The sequence below is a fragment of the Rhizobium sp. NZLR11 genome (assembly GCF_019685115.1).
Taxonomy (GTDB): domain Bacteria; phylum Pseudomonadota; class Alphaproteobacteria; order Rhizobiales; family Rhizobiaceae; genus Rhizobium.
Window position 1 is genome coordinate 166,535 of record NZ_JABDWD010000009.1, and the last position, 19,286, is coordinate 185,820.

Annotated in this window: 19 protein-coding genes; 7 read left to right on the forward strand and 12 right to left on the reverse strand. The window is 62.6% G+C overall.

The window, feature by feature from the left end; genetic code table 11:
• Nucleotides 1-60: 60 nt before the first annotated feature.
• The gene (locus HJB83_RS17700; protein WP_221132496.1) at nucleotides 61-540 is read left to right on the forward strand and encodes an NUDIX domain-containing protein; all 480 of its coding nucleotides are present in this window, start codon (nucleotides 61-63) and stop codon (nucleotides 538-540) included.
• Nucleotides 541-577: 37 nt separating this feature from the next.
• Here HJB83_RS17700 and HJB83_RS17705 read toward each other — a convergent pair whose 3' ends face one another.
• Nucleotides 578-1,588, reverse strand: a complete 1,011-nt coding sequence (locus tag HJB83_RS17705) for a glutathione S-transferase family protein (protein ID WP_221115865.1) — start codon at nucleotides 1,586-1,588, stop codon at nucleotides 578-580.
• A 228-nt stretch (nucleotides 1,589-1,816) separates the two neighbouring features.
• Between HJB83_RS17705 and HJB83_RS17710 the strand changes: the two genes are divergently transcribed.
• Nucleotides 1,817-2,380, forward strand: a complete 564-nt coding sequence (locus HJB83_RS17710; RefSeq protein WP_207581315.1) for a GNAT family N-acetyltransferase — start codon at nucleotides 1,817-1,819, stop codon at nucleotides 2,378-2,380.
• Here the strand turns inward: HJB83_RS17710 and HJB83_RS17715 are convergent, their stop codons facing one another.
• The 5 genes from HJB83_RS17715 to HJB83_RS17735 are packed head-to-tail and all read right to left on the reverse strand — an operon-like array spanning nucleotide 2,381 to nucleotide 9,627.
• Complete coding sequence (locus tag HJB83_RS17715; protein ID WP_207581314.1) at nucleotides 2,381-2,797, reverse strand: GNAT family N-acetyltransferase; 417 nt, start codon at nucleotides 2,795-2,797, stop codon at nucleotides 2,381-2,383.
• A gap of 4 nt (nucleotides 2,798-2,801) precedes the next feature.
• Nucleotides 2,802-4,871, reverse strand: a complete 2,070-nt coding sequence (locus tag HJB83_RS17720) for a hypothetical protein (protein WP_221132497.1) — start codon at nucleotides 4,869-4,871, stop codon at nucleotides 2,802-2,804.
• Between the two features lies 1 nt (nucleotide 4,872).
• Nucleotides 4,873-7,686, reverse strand: coding sequence for a DUF4159 domain-containing protein (locus tag HJB83_RS17725; protein WP_221132498.1), 2,814 nt, complete (start codon nucleotides 7,684-7,686; stop codon nucleotides 4,873-4,875).
• Nucleotides 7,683-8,603 (reverse strand): DUF58 domain-containing protein, encoded by a 921-nt coding sequence (locus tag HJB83_RS17730; protein ID WP_221115861.1) that lies wholly within the window; start codon nucleotides 8,601-8,603, stop codon nucleotides 7,683-7,685. The genes HJB83_RS17725 and HJB83_RS17730 overlap by 4 nt, the downstream gene beginning before the upstream one ends.
• 13 nt (nucleotides 8,604-8,616) lie before the next feature.
• Entirely contained in the window at nucleotides 8,617-9,627 is a 1,011-nt protein-coding gene (locus tag HJB83_RS17735; RefSeq protein ID WP_207581310.1) for a MoxR family ATPase, read from the reverse strand.
• A 158-nt stretch (nucleotides 9,628-9,785) separates the two neighbouring features.
• On the opposite strand from HJB83_RS17735, the gene HJB83_RS17740 reads away from it, so the two are divergent.
• Genes HJB83_RS17740 through HJB83_RS17750 form a run of 3 tightly spaced genes read left to right on the forward strand, consistent with a single transcriptional unit; the run spans nucleotide 9,786 to nucleotide 12,318 of the window.
• Nucleotides 9,786-10,409 carry a DUF1285 domain-containing protein gene (locus HJB83_RS17740; RefSeq protein ID WP_221132499.1) on the forward strand — a complete coding sequence of 208 codons (624 nt, stop codon included), beginning with the start codon at nucleotides 9,786-9,788 and terminating at the stop codon, nucleotides 10,407-10,409.
• Nucleotides 10,406-11,056 carry a CoA pyrophosphatase gene (locus HJB83_RS17745; protein WP_207581308.1) on the forward strand — a complete coding sequence of 217 codons (651 nt, stop codon included), beginning with the start codon at nucleotides 10,406-10,408 and terminating at the stop codon, nucleotides 11,054-11,056. Before HJB83_RS17740 ends, HJB83_RS17745 begins: the two co-directional genes overlap by 4 nt.
• Complete coding sequence (locus HJB83_RS17750) at nucleotides 11,053-12,318, forward strand: CCA tRNA nucleotidyltransferase (protein ID WP_221132500.1); 1,266 nt, start codon at nucleotides 11,053-11,055, stop codon at nucleotides 12,316-12,318. The genes HJB83_RS17745 and HJB83_RS17750 overlap by 4 nt, the downstream gene beginning before the upstream one ends.
• Here the strand turns inward: HJB83_RS17750 and HJB83_RS17755 are convergent, their stop codons facing one another.
• From HJB83_RS17755 to hemF, 3 genes are all read right to left on the reverse strand, one after another.
• Nucleotides 12,319-12,504, reverse strand: coding sequence for a DUF1059 domain-containing protein (locus HJB83_RS17755; protein WP_207581306.1), 186 nt, complete (start codon nucleotides 12,502-12,504; stop codon nucleotides 12,319-12,321).
• A 114-nt stretch (nucleotides 12,505-12,618) separates the two neighbouring features.
• Nucleotides 12,619-12,888 (reverse strand): hypothetical protein, encoded by a 270-nt coding sequence (locus tag HJB83_RS17760; RefSeq protein ID WP_207581305.1) that lies wholly within the window; start codon nucleotides 12,886-12,888, stop codon nucleotides 12,619-12,621.
• Between the two features lie 102 nt (nucleotides 12,889-12,990).
• Complete coding sequence (gene hemF / locus HJB83_RS17765; RefSeq protein ID WP_207581304.1) at nucleotides 12,991-13,896, reverse strand: oxygen-dependent coproporphyrinogen oxidase; 906 nt, start codon at nucleotides 13,894-13,896, stop codon at nucleotides 12,991-12,993.
• A gap of 177 nt (nucleotides 13,897-14,073) precedes the next feature.
• Between hemF and HJB83_RS17770 the strand changes: the two genes are divergently transcribed.
• The gene (locus tag HJB83_RS17770) at nucleotides 14,074-14,334 is read left to right on the forward strand and encodes a hypothetical protein (RefSeq protein WP_207581303.1); all 261 of its coding nucleotides are present in this window, start codon (nucleotides 14,074-14,076) and stop codon (nucleotides 14,332-14,334) included.
• Nucleotides 14,335-14,337: 3 nt separating this feature from the next.
• On the opposite strand, the gene HJB83_RS17775 is transcribed toward HJB83_RS17770, so the two are convergent.
• Both HJB83_RS17775 and HJB83_RS17780 read right to left on the reverse strand, forming a co-directional pair.
• Nucleotides 14,338-15,984 (reverse strand): Na/Pi cotransporter family protein, encoded by a 1,647-nt coding sequence (locus tag HJB83_RS17775; protein ID WP_207581302.1) that lies wholly within the window; start codon nucleotides 15,982-15,984, stop codon nucleotides 14,338-14,340.
• A 212-nt stretch (nucleotides 15,985-16,196) separates the two neighbouring features.
• Complete coding sequence (locus HJB83_RS17780) at nucleotides 16,197-16,658, reverse strand: tRNA (cytidine(34)-2'-O)-methyltransferase (RefSeq protein ID WP_221132516.1); 462 nt, start codon at nucleotides 16,656-16,658, stop codon at nucleotides 16,197-16,199.
• Nucleotides 16,659-17,046: 388 nt separating this feature from the next.
• On the opposite strand from HJB83_RS17780, the gene HJB83_RS17785 reads away from it, so the two are divergent.
• Nucleotides 17,047-18,903, forward strand: coding sequence for an ABC transporter ATP-binding protein (locus HJB83_RS17785; RefSeq protein WP_207581301.1), 1,857 nt, complete (start codon nucleotides 17,047-17,049; stop codon nucleotides 18,901-18,903).
• Nucleotides 18,904-19,008: 105 nt separating this feature from the next.
• Here the strand turns inward: HJB83_RS17785 and HJB83_RS17790 are convergent, their stop codons facing one another.
• Nucleotides 19,009-19,239: a ribbon-helix-helix protein, CopG family gene (locus HJB83_RS17790; RefSeq protein WP_207581300.1), complete on the reverse strand. Its 231-nt coding sequence runs from the start codon at nucleotides 19,237-19,239 to the stop codon at nucleotides 19,009-19,011.
• Nucleotides 19,240-19,286 lie beyond the last annotated feature (47 nt).

Consider the following 19,286-nt stretch of genomic DNA (forward strand, 5'->3'; position numbering starts at 1 on the left):
ATAGACCAGCTTATTGACAAATCAAACACATCCGGCGCGATGAAGAGCTGAAACGGAGCGATGGTGGATAAAGAGAAGCGGCCCCCTCACATCAGGCTGGCCTTGCGCCTCCTGCATGTCTATTTCTCCTTCGCCCGCGGCATGACGATGGGTGTCAGGGCTGCGTGCTTCGATGCGGACGGTCGGATTTTCCTCGTGCGCCACAGCTATGTCGGCGGTTGGCATATGCCGGGCGGCGGACTGGAGCGCAACGAGACGGTCGAAGAAGCGCTTGCGAAAGAGCTGCGCGAGGAGGGCAACCTCAGGATCATCGGCAAGCCGCAGCTGGTGCAGGTCTATTTCAACACCACCAACACCCGCCGGGACCATGTCGTGTTCTACCGGGCGAGCGTCGAGCAGACGGCGCCACGCTCACCGGACTGGGAGATCTCCGACAGCGGCTTCTTTTCGCTCGACAGTCTGCCCGAGGGCACGACCGAGGCGACACATCGCCGCCTCGCCGAGCTTCGAGGTGAGCAGGAGCCCGACCACCGCTGGTAAGGGTCCCTCAGGCCGCGGTATGCAGCAATTCTAGATGTTAGAGCGTCCTTTGCGCGTCTGAAAAGACGCGCGGCGCAGTAGCGCGGCCATGCGGGCTGTCGAGATCAAGCGCCGGGCCGACGGGAACGATGCCGGTCGGGTTGATCGTCTTGTGGCTGCGGTAATAGTGTTCTTTGATGTGCTTCAGGTTCACCGTTTCGGCAATGCCGGCCGTCTGGTAGAGATCGCGCAGGTAGCCCGACAGATTGCGGTAATCGGCGATCCGGCGGATGTTGCATTTGAAATGGCCGACATAAACGGGGTCGAAGCGCACCAGGGTCGTAAACAGGCGCCAGTCGGCCTCGGTCTGCCTGTTGCCGAACAGGTAGCGGCTGTTGCCAAGGCGGTCGTCGAGCATGTCGAGGGTTTCGAACAGCTTGCCGACGTTTTCCTCATAGGCTTCCTGAGTGGTGGCAAAGCCCGCCTTGTAGACGCCATTGTTGACGGTGTCGTAGACAGTGGCGTTCAGCGCATCGATTTCGGCGCGGAGGTCGTCCGGATAAAAATCGGCCTTCGAGCCTGTCAGTCCGTCGAAGGCGCTGTTGAACATGCGGATGATCTCGGCCGATTCGTTGTTGACGATCGTGGCGGTCGTCTTGTCCCAAAGCACGGGAACGGTGACGCGGCCGGAATAGTGGGGATCGGCCTTGAGGTAGATCTGCCAGAGGGTGTCGGCGCCGAAGAGCTGGTCGCCGGTGGCGCCGTCGCCGATCTTGAATTCCCAGCCGTTCTCGAGCATCAGCGGATCGACGACGGAGACTGAAATCAGCTCCTCCAGCTTCTTTAGCTTGCGGAAGATCAGCGTGCGGTGCGCCCAGGGACAGGCAAGCGAGACATAGAGATGGTAACGCCCGGCTTCGGCCTTGAAGCCGCCGCTGCCGGAAGGGCCGGCCTCACCGTCCGATGTCACCCAGTTGCGGAACTGCGAGGGCTGCCGCTTGAATTGGCCCTTGCTTTCCTTCGTGTCGTACCAGATGTCATGCCAGACGCCGTCCACCAGCATTCCCATGATCTTCATTTCCTTTGGTTGCGTGTCGGGGCCGAAGTTAGCTGAGATAGCGGGGCTTTGCAGGCGGTAAAGGTTGAACAGTGTGTCACGCGGTTTGGGCACTGCATAGTTCCGAGCGCAGAAGCGTGCATTTTGCGTTGGACGGCGGAAATTTTTCCTGCTATCGGCCACTTCACGATTTTAGGATCTTTGCCTGATGTTCATTTCCAGAAACCCGCGACGACGCTGATGCTCCCGAACGCCCAAGGCGTGTTCGAGACCCATCAATCTGTCCATCCGGTTTCTGTCATCATGTACCAGCACGATCTCGTCTACCTCACCGAAGACGCGTCCCATGACGCCGCCATCGAACACATCAATGAGGAAGCTTTCGGTCCGGGCCGCTTCACGCGCGCTGCCGCGCGCATCCGTGAGCAGGGGCCGCATGATCTGTCGCTCTCCTTCATCTGCACCGACAATGGCGAGACGATCGCCTCGGTGCGCATGACGCCGGTGCTGGCCGGCACGGTGAAGGGTCACCTTCTCGGCCCGCTTGCCGTCCGTCCCTCCCATAAGAACCAGGGCATCGGTCGCGAACTGGTGCGGATCGCGGTGGAGGCGGCAAGACGCAAGGGCTCGGAAGCCGTGATCCTCGTCGGCGATCCGCCCTATTACGGCCCGCTCGGCTTCGAGAAGGTCACATATAATGCACTTTCCTTTCCAGGACCCGTCGATCCCGGCCGTGTGCTCGTCGTTCCGATGGCTGAGGGCGTACACGAACGGCTGAAGGGCGCAATTGCCTGGCATGGATGATCAGAGGGTTTTCCGGAGGAAGCTGCGGTTACGACCTTCCGGGAAATCCTCGAGCTCGCCGAAGACTTCATAACCCTGACGCAAATAGGCACTGAGAGCCAGCGGGCTGAAGGTGTCGATCCAGGCGCCGCGGCAGCCGCGCGCCTTGGCCTCTTCTTCCGCCTTTGCAAGGATCTTGCCGGCGAGACCGGTGCCGCGCAGCGTGTCGGGAATATAGAGCATCTGGGTGAAGAGCCAGCCCCAGGCGGTGAAGCCCGACAGGCCGCCGGTCACCTTGCCGTCGGTATCACGGATGAGAACGGTGAGCGGCCGGCGATCGGAGGGGCCGACATCGCTGGTGTTGAAGGCCGAGAGCGCATCGGTGATCGCAGCCAGTTCCTCCGGCGAGGGTGAAGCGGTCAGCTCGAATTCCGGCATGCGATTATCGCCCTTCGCGCCACCACATGGTTCCGAAGGCTAGCAGCAGGATGCCGACGCCGGCGAAACCGGCAAAGAGCGGCAGCGTGTTGATGCCCTTCAAGACCGTTTCGCTGGTCATGCGGATCATCATGCGATCGTTGTCGGCGAGGCGGACTTGGCCGCGCACCGGCACGATCGGCGGGACGGTGATCCTGCCATTTTCGTTAGCGACGCGGGTGACGAGACCCTTGCTTCTGTCGGCGGCCGGCTTCAGCACATCGGTCGTCGAGATCATCGCCTTGAATTCAGGTGCGTCGACGGCGCCGATATGAACGAGCGTCGACAGCCTGCCGTTGCGGATTTCGAAGAGGCCGATTTCGTCCATCCTCTTCTCGGCCTTGTAGAGCCCCGGTTCGGATTGGGTGAGCGGCAGGGTTTCAGTCTTGCCTGAGGGATAACGCACGGTGGCGTTGCCCGGATTGTCGCCGATCGTCTGGCGGGTGACTTCAAGTGTCCGGCCGGAGGCGCGCGCCGTCAGCGCTTCTTCCTCGAGCGCCGGCTCCTTCATCAGCCAATGGGCGATACGGCGATAGAGCGAAACGTTCGGCCCGCCGCCTTCGAAGCCGCGTGCCCAAAGCCAGCCCTGATCGGAAAGCAGCATGGCGACGCGACCCTGTCCGGCGCGGTTCAGCACCAGCAGCGGGTGGTTGTCGGCACCCAGCATGATCGTCTCCCCCTGCGGCCGGTCGACATCGACGCTACGGAACCAGCGACCCCAATGCGGCGGATCCTCGCCCGAGCCGTCCAGGCCGCGGGTGACGGGATGCTTGCGGCCTTCCTCGGAGAGGCGGGGATAGAAGGCCTTCTCGATCATCTCTCCGGTGGGCGTCGCGGGCAGGACCGAGGAAAGGGGCGTCAGTGCAATGGAATCCGGGCCGGCATGCTCGGGACCGGCTGCGATCAGCAGCGCGCCGCCGTTTTCGACATATTGCGCGATGTAATCGTAATAGAGCAGCGGCAGCACGCCGCGGTGCTGGTAGCGATCGAAGATGATCAGGTCGAAATCCTTGATCTTGTCGACGAAGAGTTCGCGCGTCGGAAAGGCGATCAGCGATAGCTCGTTGATCGGCGTGCCGTCCTGCTTTTCCGGCGGGCGCAGAATGGTGAAGTGAACGAGGTCGACGGAGGCATCGGATTTCAGCAGGTTACGCCAGGCGCGCTCGCCGGCATGCGGCTCGCCGGAAACGAGAAGGACGCGAAGATTCTGGCGGATGCCGTCGATGACGTGAACGGCGCGGTTGTTGGCGGTGGTGACCTCGCCGGGGAGCGCTGCAACGGCGAATTCAAGCACGTTGCTGCCGCCGGCGGGCACCTTGAAGGAAAAGGGCGTATCCTGGCCGGGCGTCGCCTGCAGGGTGGCGATCTCGTCACCATTCAGCTTCACCGTGACATTGGCCGTGCCACCGGGGCTTGGGCCGTCGTCGAAGACGCGCAGAACGACCTGCTGCTCCTCGTTGACGATGCCGAAGCGCGGCCCCTTGATGACTTCGATGCGGCGATCGAATTCGTTGGCCTTGCCGGTCACGAGGCCATGGATAGGCGCATCGAAACCGAGCGCCTGATTGGCGGCCGGAACATCATGGACTTCACCGTCGGTCAGCATGATAGCGCCGCCAATGCGGGCAGGCGGAACATCGGCGATGTTTGCCGACAGCGCGTCGAACAGGCGCGTCGACGGTACGTCGGAATTGACGTCGCCTTCGACGTCGACGAAGCGGGGCTCTATCTGGGGGAAGCGGGCGAGCTGTCCCTTCAAGGCCGCAAGCGCATCGTCGGTCATCTTGACGCGATCGGGTGTCTGCTGGCTCTGGCTTCGATCAACGAGAACCGGGACGATCGTCGACAGTTGATCCCTATCCTCCTGCAGCAGCACAGGATTGGCAAGGGCGGCCAGCATGGCGAGAGCTGCCAGTGTTCTGATCCAGGCGCCGCGAATGCCGCGCCAGATCGCGAAGGCAGCGATGATGGCGCTGACGGCGGCCAGTGCGGCTAGAATCGGCCAAGGCAGGAAGGGCGAAAAGTCGAAGGTCATCTCATTGTCCTAACCGTTCGAGAAGGTCGGGAACATGGACCTGGTCGGTCTTGTAGTTGCCGGTCAGCATGTACATCATGATGTTGACGCCGGCACGGTAGGCATATTCGCGCTGCGCTTCATCGGACGGCACGGTCGGCAGCATCGGCACGCCGCTGTCGTCGATTGCCCAGGCGCCGGCGAAATCATTGCCGGTGATCAGGATCGGCGAAACGCCGTCGGCCGTCGCAGCAGATTTTTCGGTCGCTTCGCGGCCGCCCTGCCGAGCCTCGATCCAAAGCGGGCTGCCGGCGTAACGACCGGGAAAGCTCGACAAAAGATAGAAGGACTTCGTCAGCACGTGATCGGAGGGCACCGGTTCCAGCGGCGGAATGTCGAGATTGGCGAGGATTGCCTGCAGCCTCTGGCCGTTGGCGCTGACATTGCCGCCATTGTCCAATGCGCTGATCTGATCGCGGGTATCGAAAAGCACGGTGCCGCCGTTGCGCATATAGGCATCGATACGGCTGATCGCCGCCGTCGACGGCATCGGCGCCGTTGCCGAAACCGGCCAGTAGATGATCGGATAGAAGGCGAGCTCGTCTTTGGTGAGGTCGATGCCCACGGGCGGCGCCGGCTCCAGCGTCGTGCGGAAAGTCAGGAACTGGGTGAGGCCCTCGAGACCGCGCTCGGATATATCGTCCACGTCCTGTTCACCGGTGACGACATAGGCGAGGTGCGTGTTGTCGAGCCTTTGCAGGATGAGGTCGTCGCCGGGCTGGGAGTCGTTGGCATGAAGCGTGCCGGGCTGGATGAGAAAGACGGCACTGAGCGCAATGGCGATCATCGCCGCTGTGCGGGTAGCCGGGCGTAGTCGCGAGAAGGCGCCATTCATGAACAGGACGACCAGGCTATCGGCCAGCAGCAGCAGAAAGGCTGCGAGAAAAAACGCGGGCTTTGCCGACCAGCTTTCGCCGCCGATCAGGCCTTCGTGCACGGCACTGGTTCCCGTTGTGTCGAGTGGCGTCAGTTCGGTGTTCTCGGGCAGGACGTTCAGCGAGGTGAAACCATCTTCCGAACCATAGAGCCCGGGCGGATTGTCGAAATTCGCCGTCGATTCGGCTCCGGCCTGTGGAATGAGCGGCCGCGCCGAACCCGTCTCGGAGACGAGCGTGCCCTTGGCCGTCAGCATACGGAATGGCGGCAGGGTTTCAGCGACACGCGCATTGCCGCGCGCCTCCGACGTCACGCCGCCCGAGCGCGATATCTGCAGGAGGTGGCGCAGCATGTCGACGAAAGTGCCCGAGATCGGCAGATCGGACCAAGTCGCTTCCGCAGTGACGTGAAACAGAACGATCTGTCCGGAGGCGAGCTGCTTCATCGTGACGAGGGGCGTGCCGTCAGCCAGGCTCGCCCAGGTGCGTTCGGCAAGATCGGGCGTCGGTTCGGCAAGGACCTGCCGCTTAACGACGACATCGGCGGGACGCGCGATGCCTGCGAAAGGCCCGAAATTCGGAAATTCGGCAAGTGACTGCGGCTCGCTCCAGGACAATGTGCCGCCCAGCGCCCGTTCTCCCTGGCGCAGGATGACGGGGATCAGCGGATCGTCCGCAGGGGCTGCGGCCATGCGCGGGCCAGCGAAACGCAGGAGCATACCGCCATTCGAAATCCAACGCGTCAGAGGTTCGTAGGTGTCCTCGGGCAGCCGGCCGATATCGGCCATGATGATGATGGAGGGGTTGCTGGCGAGAAGTTTCGGAATGGCGATCGAAAGATCGGAATCGGCCGGTTGGATCAGATCCGCGTAAGGCTGCAGCGCCCGCTGGATATAATAGAGCGGCGAGAGCAGCGGTTGAAATTCATCCCCACCTCCACCGGACAGCAAAACGACGCGGCGGCGCCTGAATGCGTCGTCGAGAAGGTGGACGGCGCCTGCTGTCGCGGCGTTATCGACGCTGACGCGGGCGAAATCGTTGCGCATCTCGAAGGGTGCAGTGATCGAACTCGTCGCGACACTCTGGCCTGGGGCGAAATCCACCCTGCCGTTGGCGATCGAGCGGCCCTGGGTATCGACGGCGTTCAGCGCCACGGATGCGGCATGCGAGCTGTTGAGCCGTGTGACCTTGACGGTCATGGCATCAGCCGCATTGTTTGCCGCGGTAATCGCGACCGTTCGTGCAGCATCGCCTTCGATCAGGCGGAGATCGGCGGGCTGGAGTTCGGCGAGCCTGCGCACCGTCGCGTCGTCGGCCCTGGCGGCGGCGCCGTCGGCCAGGAAGGCGAGGGTGCCGGGCTTGATGCCGTTCAGCGCTGCGCGCAACGCCTGGAAGGCGCGCTCGCGGTCCGGCACGAGCGGTCGCGGCTCGGCAGCGCTCAGCTTGTCGCGGGCGGCAGCGGCGCTACCTGGTACGGCGTCGTTGGTCGGATCGGCGGTGAAGGCGATCGATACGGGTGTGCCGGCGGATTCGGCGTCGTCTATCAGCGCGTCAGCCGTCTGGATGCGGCGCTCCCAGTCGGGCGCGGCCGCCCAGCTGTTGTCGACGAAGAGGACGAGCGGGCCACCGGATGCGAGCGAACTGGTGCGCGGATTGAAAACCGGATCGGCGATCGCAAGGATGATGGTGGCGGCGAGCAGCATGCGCAGCAGCGTCAGCCACCACGGGCTCTGCGCCGGAGTCTCCTCGCGCTTCAACACGGAGGCGAGGATCTTCAGCGGCGGGAAGACCTCGGTCTTCGGACGTGGGGGCGTCAACCGCAGCAGCCACCAGATGACGGGCAGGGCGACGAGTGCGCCGAGAATGGCGGGAAAGGCGAAAGCGAAGGGAAGGGCGGTCATAGCTGCCCTCCATGCGTTGCCTTGGCCGGCATGCCGGACAGATACATGTGCACCGCAACCAGCGCCTCCGACGCCAGATGATCGGTGCGGTGGGTCGCAAAAGTCCATCCGAGATGGCGCAGCGACTGGCCGAGGCTGTCCCTGCGGGCGAGGTAGGCGTTGCGATAGGCATCGCGGATGTGTTCGGCGCGGCCGGAGATAAGCTTGGCGCCGCTCTCCGGGTCGGTGAATTCGGTGCGGCCGCTATAAGGGAATATCTCCTCGGCGGGATCTGCTATCTCGACCACGTGGCCGCGCAGGCCGCGGCGGGCAAGTGGGCCGAGGCGTTCCATGATCGCCGGCGCATCATCGAGGAAATCGCCGATGAGGACGAGGTCACTCCAGCCGCGGATCATCGCCGTTTCCGGCAGGCCGCCGGTCAGCGGCGTATGCATGAGCGCAGCCGCAAGGCGCTCGGCGGCGTTGCGGGCGGAGGCGGGTTCCATGATGCCGGGGCAGCCGATGCGCTCGCCGGAGCGGGCAAGGATTTCAGCCAGCGCCAGCATGACGACCAGCGCGCGGCTTTCCTTGGAGACGCTGCCATAGCTCGACTTGTACATCATCGAGGGCGACATGTCGCACCAGAGCCAGATGGTGTGGGCCGCCTCCCATTCGCGCTCGCGCACATAGGTATGGTCGTCGCGGGCGGAGCGGCGCCAATCGATGCGCGACAGGCTTTCGCCCTCGGCATAGGGACGGAACTGCCAGAAATTCTCGCCGATGCCGCGTTTGCGACGGCCATGCCAGCCGGCGATCACCGTGTTGGCGATGCGCTTGGCTTCCACCAGGCAGTCCGGCACCAGGGCGGCCCGCTGCCTGGCGCGGGAAAGGGCATCGCTGCCGGGTGTCGGGTTGACGATCTGTCCGATAGATGCCACGCGTCCGGCTTCCTTATCCCTTTGCCTGCTTGACCAGTCCGGCGATGACGTCGCGCACCGACATGCCTTCGGCGCGGGCAGCGAAAGTCAACGCCATGCGGTGCTGGAGAATTGGTTCGGCGAGCGCAAAGATATCGTCGAGCGAGGGCGCGAGACGACCTTCGTAGAGCGCCCGGGCGCGGGCGCAGAGCATCATCGCCTGGCCGGCGCGAGGGCCCGGACCCCAGGCGACGTTCTTGTCGGTCGAGGCATTGCCCTGTCCGGGACGGGCAGAACGCACCAGCGCCAGGATGGCATCGACGACCGTGTCGCTTACCGGCATCTGACGCACCAGGGCCTGAATTTCGATCAGCCGCTGCGCGTTAATGACGGCTTCCGGCCGGGTTTCTCCTAAGCCCGTCGTCTCGAGCAGGATCTGGCGCTCGGCGGCGAGTTCGGGATAGTTGACGTCGACCTGCAGCAGGAAGCGGTCGAGCTGGGCTTCGGGCAGGGGATAGGTGCCTTCCTGCTCGAGCGGGTTCTGGGTGGCGAGCACATGGAAGGGGGCCGGCAGGTCATATCGCTGGCCGGCGATGGTGATGTGATATTCCTGCATCGATTGCAGAAGGGCCGACTGGGTCCGCGGCGAGGCGCGGTTGATCTCGTCGGCCATCAGCAGCTGAGCGAAAACAGGGCCCTTGACGAAGCGGAAAGAGCGGCGTCCACTGTCGTCCTGGTCCATCACCTCGGATCCGAGAATATCCGAGGGCATCAGGTCCGGGGTGAACTGAATGCGATTGGCGGCGAGGCCGAGCACTTCGCCGAGCGTCGTTACCAGTCTGGTCTTGGCAAGGCCGGGAACGCCGACGAGCAGAGCATGACCGCCGGACAGCACGGCGAGAATGGTGTTCTCGACGACGCTTTCTTGACCGAAGATCACCTTCGAGACTTCTCCGCGGATGGCGGCGATATCGGAGAGCGCCTTTTCGGCAGCGGCGACGATCGCCTTTTCATCGAGGCTGGCTTCGGTCTTCATCATACTCATGGGCATCTCCAACGGCTGAAATCATTCGGCAGCGAATCGGCGGACTTATACATGTGCCTCATACCCGATAGAGTTATGGAGATGTGACGGGCTGACAAGTTCGTTGCGAATGACTATCTCGTGACATCACTTCGTTAAGGACAAACCGGGACGGAAGAATGGCAGCCGAGGAAATCAGCGGACAGGCGGATGCGGCGGGACTTGCTGCGCTAATTTCGCGCGCGTCTGATGAAAGCGGCGGAAAAAAACGTGGGTTACCGCCAGTCGAGCGGTGGAATCCGCCTTTCTGCGGTGACATCGATATGGAGATCAGGGCCGATGGCACCTGGTTCTACATGGGCACGCCGATCGGCCGGCCAGCGCTGGTGCGGCTGTTTTCGACGGTTTTGAGGAAGGATGACGACCAGAAGACCTATCTCGTAACTCCTGTGGAAAAGGTCGGGATAAGGGTCGTCGACGCTCCGTTCATCGCCGTTGAGATGAGCGTGACGAAGGAGCAAGGCCGACAGGTGCTGACCTTCCGCACCAATGTCGGCGATGTCGTGGAGGCGGGAGGAGAGCATCGGCTGCGCTTTGCCATTGCGGGCGAGAATGCCGAACTAAAACCCTATCTGCATGTGCGCGGGCGGCTGGAGGCGCTGGTGTCGCGTGCGGTGATGTATGAACTGGTCGCGCTGGGCGAGATTTTCGACGCGGAGGGGCGGGCGATGTTTGCGATCCGCTCCGGCGGCGAGGTCTTCCCGGTCATGCCGGCCGACGAACTGGATGCTCTTTGCCGATGAATGATGCGATCACCCACCGTTATCCGCTGTTCTCAGCGGCCGAATTCCGCCGCCGCGCGCTCAACCAGAATGGCGGGCCGGTCGATCATGCCTGGCGTGATCACGGGGACCACATCCTCAATCCCGATATCGTGGCCGAGGTCGAGACCTTCAAGCTGCGCGACGCCGCCGTGCTCGTGCCCGTCGTCGACGACGGTGAGGAGGCGCAGGTGATCTTCACCAAGCGCACGGCGACGCTGCGCAAGCATTCCGGGCAGATCGCCTTTCCCGGCGGCTCGATCGATCCTGCCGATATCTCACCGGAAATGGCGGCGATCCGCGAGACGGAGGAGGAGATCGGTCTCCCCGGCTCCTTCGTCGAGACCGTCGGGCGGCTGCCGAATTATCTTGCCTCGACAGGCTTCCGCATCACGCCGGTGCTCGGCGTCGTCACGCCTGGCTTCGCGCTGACGTTGAACCCAACCGAGGTGGACGACGTGTTCGAGGTGCCGCTTTCCTTCCTGATGGACCCGGCCAATCATACCCGCGACCGGCGTGTCATCGACGGCATCGACCGGCATTTCTACCGCGTGCCCTATGAAACCAGAATGATCTGGGGCATCACAGCCGGCATCGTCCGCACGCTTTACGAAAGGCTTTATGCATGACCGGTCTTGCCGACCAAGCATGGTTCCGCGACCCGGCTCTCGGCCGGATCCTGGCACTTCTCAACGGCGACGGTGGGGCCGACGACGGCGAAGCGCGGATCGTCGGCGGCGCCGTGCGCAACAGCCTGATGGATCTGCCGGTCAGCGATATCGACATCGCCACGACACTCAGGCCGGAGGCGGTGATGGAGCGGGCGGCCGAGGCCGGCATCAAGGCGGTGCCGACGGGCCTGCAGCACGGAACGGTGACGCTCGTCATCGACGGCAAGCCCTTCGAGGTGACGACGCTTCGCACCGACGTCGAGACCGACGGGCGCCATGCCGAGGTTGCCTTCAGCACCGACTGGAAGGCAGATGCCGAACGGCGGGATCTGACGATCAACGCGCTTTATGCCGATGCTAGGGGCGAGGTGGTGGATCTGGTCGGCGGGCTTGCCGATATCGAGAGGCGCAACATCCGCTTCATCGGCGATGCGGCAAAGCGTATTGCCGAGGATCATCTGCGCATCCTGCGGTTCTTCCGCTTCTTTGCCTATTACGGCTCCGGACGGCCGGATGCCGAGGGGCTGAAGGCGTGTGCGGCGGCGCGGTCGAAACTGAAGACGCTTTCGGCAGAACGCGTCTGGTCGGAACTGCGGAAGCTGCTCGGTGCTGCCGATCCAGGCAGAGCGCTGCTCTGGATGCGGCAGGTGGCAGTGCTGACGGAAATCCTGCCGGAATCGGAACTATGGGGGATCGATGCCATCCCTTCGCTGGTCGCCACCGAAAAGGCGCTCGGCTGGACGCCCGATCCGCTGCTACGGCTTGCGGCGATCGTGCCGCCCGATGCGGCGCGGCTCGAGGCGCTGGCAGTCCGGCTTAAGCTCTCGAATGCGGAAGCTGCTACCCTCAAGGCCTGGGCAATGGCCGCGCCCGCCAATGACGGCATGTCGTCGGCCGCCTTCGAACGGCTGCTTTACCGCAACGGAGCCGACGGCATCATGACGCGGCTCAAGCTGGCGCTCGGCGTTGCGCGCGGCAAGGCTGAAGGGGATTTCGATGAAATGGCGCGGTCGGCGCGGCTCATCAAGCTCTTGGATCAGGCCGCGAACTGGAAGAAGCCGCAATTTCCGCTGAACGGCGGCGACGTGATGTCGGTCGGCATCGCGTCCGGCCCGCGCGTCGGCGAGTTGCTTGCCGGCCTGGAAAACCAGTGGGTGGAGGAAAACTTCGTTTCCGACCGGGCGGCGCTGCTCGCCCGGCTACTGGAACAGGTGCAATAATCAGGCTGCATTCACCTCATCACGAATGCGAACCTTGATATTGTCTACCATGTTCTCGCGGATCGTGGTTTCGCCGTGAGCGTTTTTCAGGTGCTCGACGGCGCGGCGGACCACCTCGGCGTCGCTGTCTGCCCGTGTATGCCAGGCGCAGCCCGGGACGAGAGTGCCGCATTCGAAAAGTCGCATGGTCTTCTCCTCTGTTCAAAACACAAAGACGATCGCGATCTCACGCGATTTATGAATGTGCGGGGGGAGGGAAGGTTCCGGCCGGCATAGATATGCCGGCCGGTAAAGGCAATGTCAGTCGGGCATCGCCCAGGCTTTGTAGGTATCCGAAAGCTGGCCGGGCAGGTTGCTGTTGGCGGCGGCTGCTTCGTTCTGCAGCTGTTCCGGCGACTTCCCGCCAGCCAATTGCAGCTTGACCTGCTCGATGAAGCAGGACAGCGGCAGATCTGAGCCGCTCTTGGTCCGCAATTTCTCGGCGATGCGCGTCAGAAACTCGGACGTGTCGATCGTGCGGGATGTTTCCTGGACATCCGTGGACGCAGGCGAGCCACTTTGTATCGTCATGACAATCCTCCTCCGATTGTTACGCACATACATATAAAGTTAGGACACGCTTAATTTTCGTGAAGGCCCATCACCTCGAATTTATCGATGAGTATCACAGTGTCATGGCCAACGGACGACGGGGGGCAACGATGAGAGAATGGATTCAACGTTGCCGCCGGTCTTCAGGCCGAAGATCGTGCCGCGATCATACAGCAGATTGAATTCGACGTAGCGGCCCCGGCGGATCAATTGTTCGTCGCGGTCAGCCTCCGTCCACAATTTATTGAAGTTGGTGCGGACGATCTTCGGATAGACCATGGCGAAGGCCCGGCCGATATCGCGCGTGAAGGCGAAATCGGCGTCCCAGCCGCCAGCGTCCTCGCTCGAATGCAGCCAGTCGTAGAAGATGCCGCCAATGCCGCGGGCCTCGCTGCGGTGTTTCAGGAAGAAATATTCGTCGCACCAGGCCTTATAGGCATCGTAATCGGCGACGGCATGATTGCGGCAGGCGATCTCCATGGCCTTGTGGAAGAGCTGGCTATCCTCGTCCTCCTGGGTGCGGCGGCGCGACAGCACCGGCGTCAGATCGGCGCCACCGCCGAACCAGCGGCTGGTGGTGACCACCATGCGGGTGTTCATATGCACGGCCGGGACGTTGGGATTGACGGGATGGGCAATCAGCGAAATGCCCGAGGCCCAGAAACGCGGATCGTCCTTGGCGCCAGGTATCTGCGCCCGGAAGTCCGGAGAGAACTCGCCGTGGACGGTGGAGGTGTGAACGCCGACCTTCTCGAAGACACGGCCCTCCATCATCGACATGCGGCCGCCGCCGCCGTTTTCGCGCCACCAATCCTTGGCGACGAAGCGGCCGGGCTCCTGATCGGAGAGCGGACCTTCCAACTCGTCTTCAAGGGTTTCGAAGGAGGCGCAGATCGTATCGCGCAGTCCTTCGAACCAGTTGCGGGCGGCCGCCTTCTTCTCTTCGATATCTTCAGGCAAGCCGATCGGCAGTTCCGGTCTTTCCATTCGCGCCTCCGGCGGTCGGCATCTCCATAGGAAGCGACTCGCTTATTCTCGATTATCCGCCCCGTTTAGCAGGTGGCGCCGCATCTCGCCAAGCCAAGCAAGGACCGCCAAGCGCTTCCAAGATTCGACTCGCAAATCCCGAATTTCGATACTACCTTTTCTGAAGAGGTAGGTTTGATGAAAAAAGTTCCAGGACCTCCGTCCTTCGACGGCCTGAAACGCAGGATAGCGAGACATCGGGCGGAAACTTCTTCCCGCAGGAAAGACCACTTCGTGCGTGAGACATATTGCCTCGCCCTGATCGACGCACGCGCCAAGGCGCGGGAATGGTTCGACGAATATCCGAAAGCCGCCTACTGGACAGAGGTGGAGAGCTGGCGCCAGCTCGACGGCGACCAGATCGAATTCACCATGCGCCGCCTGCCTTCGGCAGACTGATCCTCACTCCGCGGCGGGCCGCACACGGCTTTCAATCAGCAGGCCACTCTCGTCCATGATCGGATGCGCCACAGAGACAATGTGGGCGTTGACCCGCTTCAGGTCGCGCAGCATGTCGAGATGCAGCGAGCTGGTCTGCAGGCTGTCGGCGCGGCCGTCGCGCAGGCGTTCGAGATGGCGCTCGGCCGACTGCTTCTCCATCCGGCGCACCTCAACCTTTATCTCCATCATCTGCCGCGCGAGATTGAAATCGCGGGTGACGAAGATCGTCTGGGCGACCCGCAGATTGTCGATCGTCAGGTCGAACAGCTTGCGCAGTTCCTGATGACCGTCATCGGAGAATTTCAGGCCAAGCGAGATCTTCTTCGCCACCTGCTCCCGCAAGCCCTTCTCGATGATGTCGCCCATATGTTCGAGATTGATCGCATAATCGATGACGACGATCGAACGGCGGGCGTTCTCGTCGGTGAGTCCGTCGCGGCCGAGCTTCGAGAGATAGATCTTCACTTCCTGCTGCAGCCGGTCGACGCGCTCTTCGAGAGCCGGGATTTCGGCAAGTTTGCTGGCATCATTCTGCTCGAAGGCTTCGGAGACCCTAACCAGCATGCGCTCGATGATGTCGCCGACGCCGAGCACTTCGCGGGTGGCGCTCGCAAGGGCAATGACGGGTGTCGAAAGCTCCTGCGCATCGAGATATTTCGGTGCGTTGTCAGGCTCCGGCTGATCCGGCACCAGCCGGGCCATCAGGGTGGCGAGCGGCCGGGAGAACGGCCAGGCGAGTGCTGCGAGCAGAAGGTTGAAGGCGAGATGCGCGTCGACCGGCAGCTTGGCCGGACCGAAGGGCAGCATCTGGATGAGTTCGGCGCCATAGCCCGCCAGCGGCAGGGCGATGAAGCAGCCGAGCGCGCGCACCGCGAGATTGCCGAGAGTGACGCGCCGCGCCGACACCGGTCCGGACAATGTCGCGATGACAGGTGGGATCGCGCCGCCGAGATTGGCGCCGAGCACGAGCACGATGACGAGTTCAGCCGAGACCAGGCCCGCCGAGGCGAGCGACAGGATAAGCACCACCACAGCCAGGCTCGACGAGGAAAGGAAGGCAAGGCCTGCTGAAAAGAGCAGCGCCACGGGCAGAGCGCCGTCCAGCAGGCCGATGAAGGCGGCGAGAGCCGGAGAGGCGCGCATCGGCTCCGTGGCGAGGCCGAGCAAATGCAGCGACAGCAGCATCAGACCGATGCCGATCAGCGCCGCGCCACCGCCCTGGCGGGCGCTGGAGCGGCCACGGTAAAGCACGATGCCGGTCAGGATCAGCAGCGGAGAGAGCCATTCGATGCCGGTTGCGACGATCCAGGCGGTGATCGCGGTGCCGACATTGGCGCCGAGCAGGACGATCTGCGCCATGCGCGGCTTGATCAGGTCACGTTCGACGAAGGATGCGGTCATCAGCGCCGTTGCCGTCGAACTCTGCAGCGCGATGGTCGCTACCAGCCCCGACAGGAAGGAGCGGAAGCCACCGCGCGTGCCGCTCGCCAGCCCTGTTCTCAGTCGTGCGCCGAAGGCCCTGGACACGCCGTCCTTCACCTGCGCGAGGCCGAACAGCAGCAAGGCCACGGCACCGAACAGGTTGATCATGATGATTGTGGAATCCATTTCTTGTTTTTATTCTTCTTTCACAGCCTGGAGAAGTGGTGCTTTCCTCATAAGGCGTCCAACCCATTGGAATCATGGAGGCTACGCAGTATTTTTGATTGCTCGGCTAATAAATATACGCCGGTTTGACGGATAGACAACGCTATTTTGCGACATATTCATCAGCGGATCCGCAATTCTGCGGGCCTTTGCTCTGCGCGCGCCAGCAGCGGTCAGGCCCAGACCGTCTGGCGCATCGCTTCGCCGACGATCATTGCAGCCGAGACGGCGACGTTGATCGAGCGCTGGCCTTCGACCATCGGGATCAGGATGCGGGCATCGGCCCTCTCATGGACCTGATCCGGCACGCCGGCGCTTTCGCGGCCGAAAAGCAGGATAGCGTCGGGGCAAAAGGCAAGATCGGTGTAGCGGTCCGCAGCCTTGGTCGAGGCAAGGATTAGGCGGCGGCCGGTGGTCAGACGCCACGCCTCGAAGCGGTCCCAGCTGATATGTCGGGTGAGGCTAGCTGTGGCGATGTAATCCATGCCTGATCGTTTCAGGTTGCGGTCGGAGACGTCGAAGCCGGCGGGCTCGATCAGATCGACCGCGAAGCCCAGGCAGGCTGCAAGGCGCAGGATCGTGCCGGTATTGCCGGGAATATCCGGCTGATAGAGTGCCAATCTCAGGTCCGTCATCATGCCCGCTTTTTGGTTTCCGTTTCCACGCGAGAGGCCTAATGCAACCTTGCTTTCGGCGCAACAGGGCGCAGTTTGGCCCGGAAACGTTCAATTTGCGCCATTATTGGGCTGGAAATTTCGCGATTTTCGCGTTATCCATGCATGTCTTCAGTCGCCAGCAGGGAGGGCCGTCATGAATATTTTGCTCGATATGCGCTTTCCCGCCGTGATGCCGTCCAAGGCGACGCGGCGCCGCTAGGGCGCATTTCTTCTTGAATCCCTCTTTTTGATCCATTGTGCGGCTGTTTCAGCCTCGCCCCTTGAACGTTCGGTTCCCATATGTGCTTGCATGCGCTGGGATGGCGCGAAGCCGGGAGCCGGAACGCTGACGTTTCGGAGCAATTTCATGTTTGGCTGGTTCGAACAGCGACTCAATCCCTTTCCAAGCGAGGAGCCCGTTGCTCCGCCGAAGGGTCTCTTTGCCTTTTGCTGGCACTACAGCAAACCGGCGGCGCCATGGCTCGGACTGATGGCCCTGTTGACCGCGCTGATCGCCGTCGGCGAAGTGGCGCTCTTCCAGTTCCTCGGCGACATCGTCGACTGGCTGACCAATGCCGATCGCGCCAACTTCCTGGACAGGGAGGGCCACAAGCTTTTCTGGATGGCGGCGCTGGTGCTGATCGGTCTGCCGCTGACGGCGGGGCTCGATTCTCTGATCATGCATCAGATGATGCTCGGTAACTATCCGATGATTGCACGCTGGCAGATGCACCGCTTCCTGCTGCGCCACAGCATGACGTTCTTCGCCAATGAGTTTGCCGGGCGCGTGGCGACCAAGGTCATGCAGACCTCGCTTGCCGTGCGCGAAACGGTGATGAAGATCCTCGACGTCTTCGTCTACGTTGTGACCTACTTCCTGACGATGATCATCGTCATTGCGGCGGCAGACTGGCGGCTGATGATCCCGATCCTCGTCTGGCTCGCCGTCTACATCGGCATCGTCGCCTATTTCGTGCCGCGGCTTCGCAAGATCGCTGCGACGCAGGCGGATGCGCGCTCGATGATGACGGGGCGCGTGGTCGACAGCTATACGAATATCGCCACCGTCAAGCTGTTTTCGCATGCCGGCCGCGAGGAGGTCTATGCCAAGGAGGGCATGGACGAGTTCCTGCAGACCGTGCACAAGCAGATGCGCAAGGTGACACTCTTCCACATCAGCGTCTATCTGAACAACTGTGTCGCGCTCTTCGTCATCTCCGGTCTGTCGATCTGGTTCTGGCTGAACGGCGCGATCTCGGTCGGAGCCATCGCCATCGCCATCGGACTTGCGATGCGCGTCAACGGTATGTCGCAATGGATCATGTGGGAAGTCTCGGCGCTGTTCGAGAATATCGGCACGGTCTATGACGGCATGGAGATGATGAGCAAACAGCACGACATCGTCGACAAGCCGGGCGCTCCCAGTTTGACGGCGAAGAAGGGCGCGATCCACTACGACCGCATCCGCTTCCACTACGGCAAGAGCAAGGGTGTCATCGACAACCTGTCACTCGACATCAAGGCGGGCGAGAAGGTCGGTCTCGTCGGCCGCTCCGGCGCCGGCAAGACGACGCTGATGAACCTGTTGCTGCGCTTCTACGACCTGGAGAGTGGGCGCATCACTATCGACGGGCAGGACATCGCCGGCGTCTCGCAAGAAAGCCTGCGCTCGCTGATCGGCGTGGTGACGCAGGATACCTCGCTGCTGCATCGCTCGATCCGCGACAACATCGCCTACGGCCGTCCCGATGCCTCGGACGTCGAGATCATCGAGGCCGCCAAGCGCGCCAATGCCTGGGAGTTCATCGAAGGGCTCGTCGACATGCAAGGCCGCGAGGGGCTTGACGCTCAGGTCGGCGAACGCGGCGTCAAGCTCTCCGGCGGCCAGCGGCAGCGCGTCGCGATCGCCCGCGTTTTCCTTAAGGACGCGCCGATCCTGGTGCTCGACGAGGCGACCTCGGCGCTCGATTCCGAAGTCGAGGCGGCGATCCAGGAAAACCTGTTTGCCCTGATGGAGGGCAAGACGGTAATCGCGATCGCTCACCGGCTGTCGACGTTGACGGAGATGGACCGGCTGATCGTGCTCGACAAGGGCCGAATCGTCGAGGCCGGTTCGCATGCCGAACTCGTCGAAGGACGCGGCATCTATGCCGACCTCTGGAACCGCCAGTCCGGCGGCTTCCTCTCCGATCACGCCGAAGAGGCGGAAGAGGCGGCGGAATGATAAAGGGCCCTCCCGGCGGAAGCGGGTAAGGCCTTTTGAATTCCTATCCTGGCTACTTTGTGGTTGCCAACGGTATTGGGGACTGCCGACGGCCGCCCCGTCCATTCACAGGCTGTCGGCCCAGTCGATGACGCGGTCATGTTCGACGAGGATGATGGTGTTGGCGGCGGCGAGGGTGCGCAGCGCGACGATGCGGCGGCGCTCCTCCTGGTCGAGCCAGGCGGTAACGGCCTCGGTGACGATTTCGTCGCGCGGCAATGCCAGGTCGAGAGCCAGGGCATCGAGCCTTTCCGCGAGCGGAAGCGGAATATGCACATCGAGCATTTTCGTTTCCATGGATACTCTCCGGTGAAGTGCGATCGTATCGTCAGATTGTGACGGGT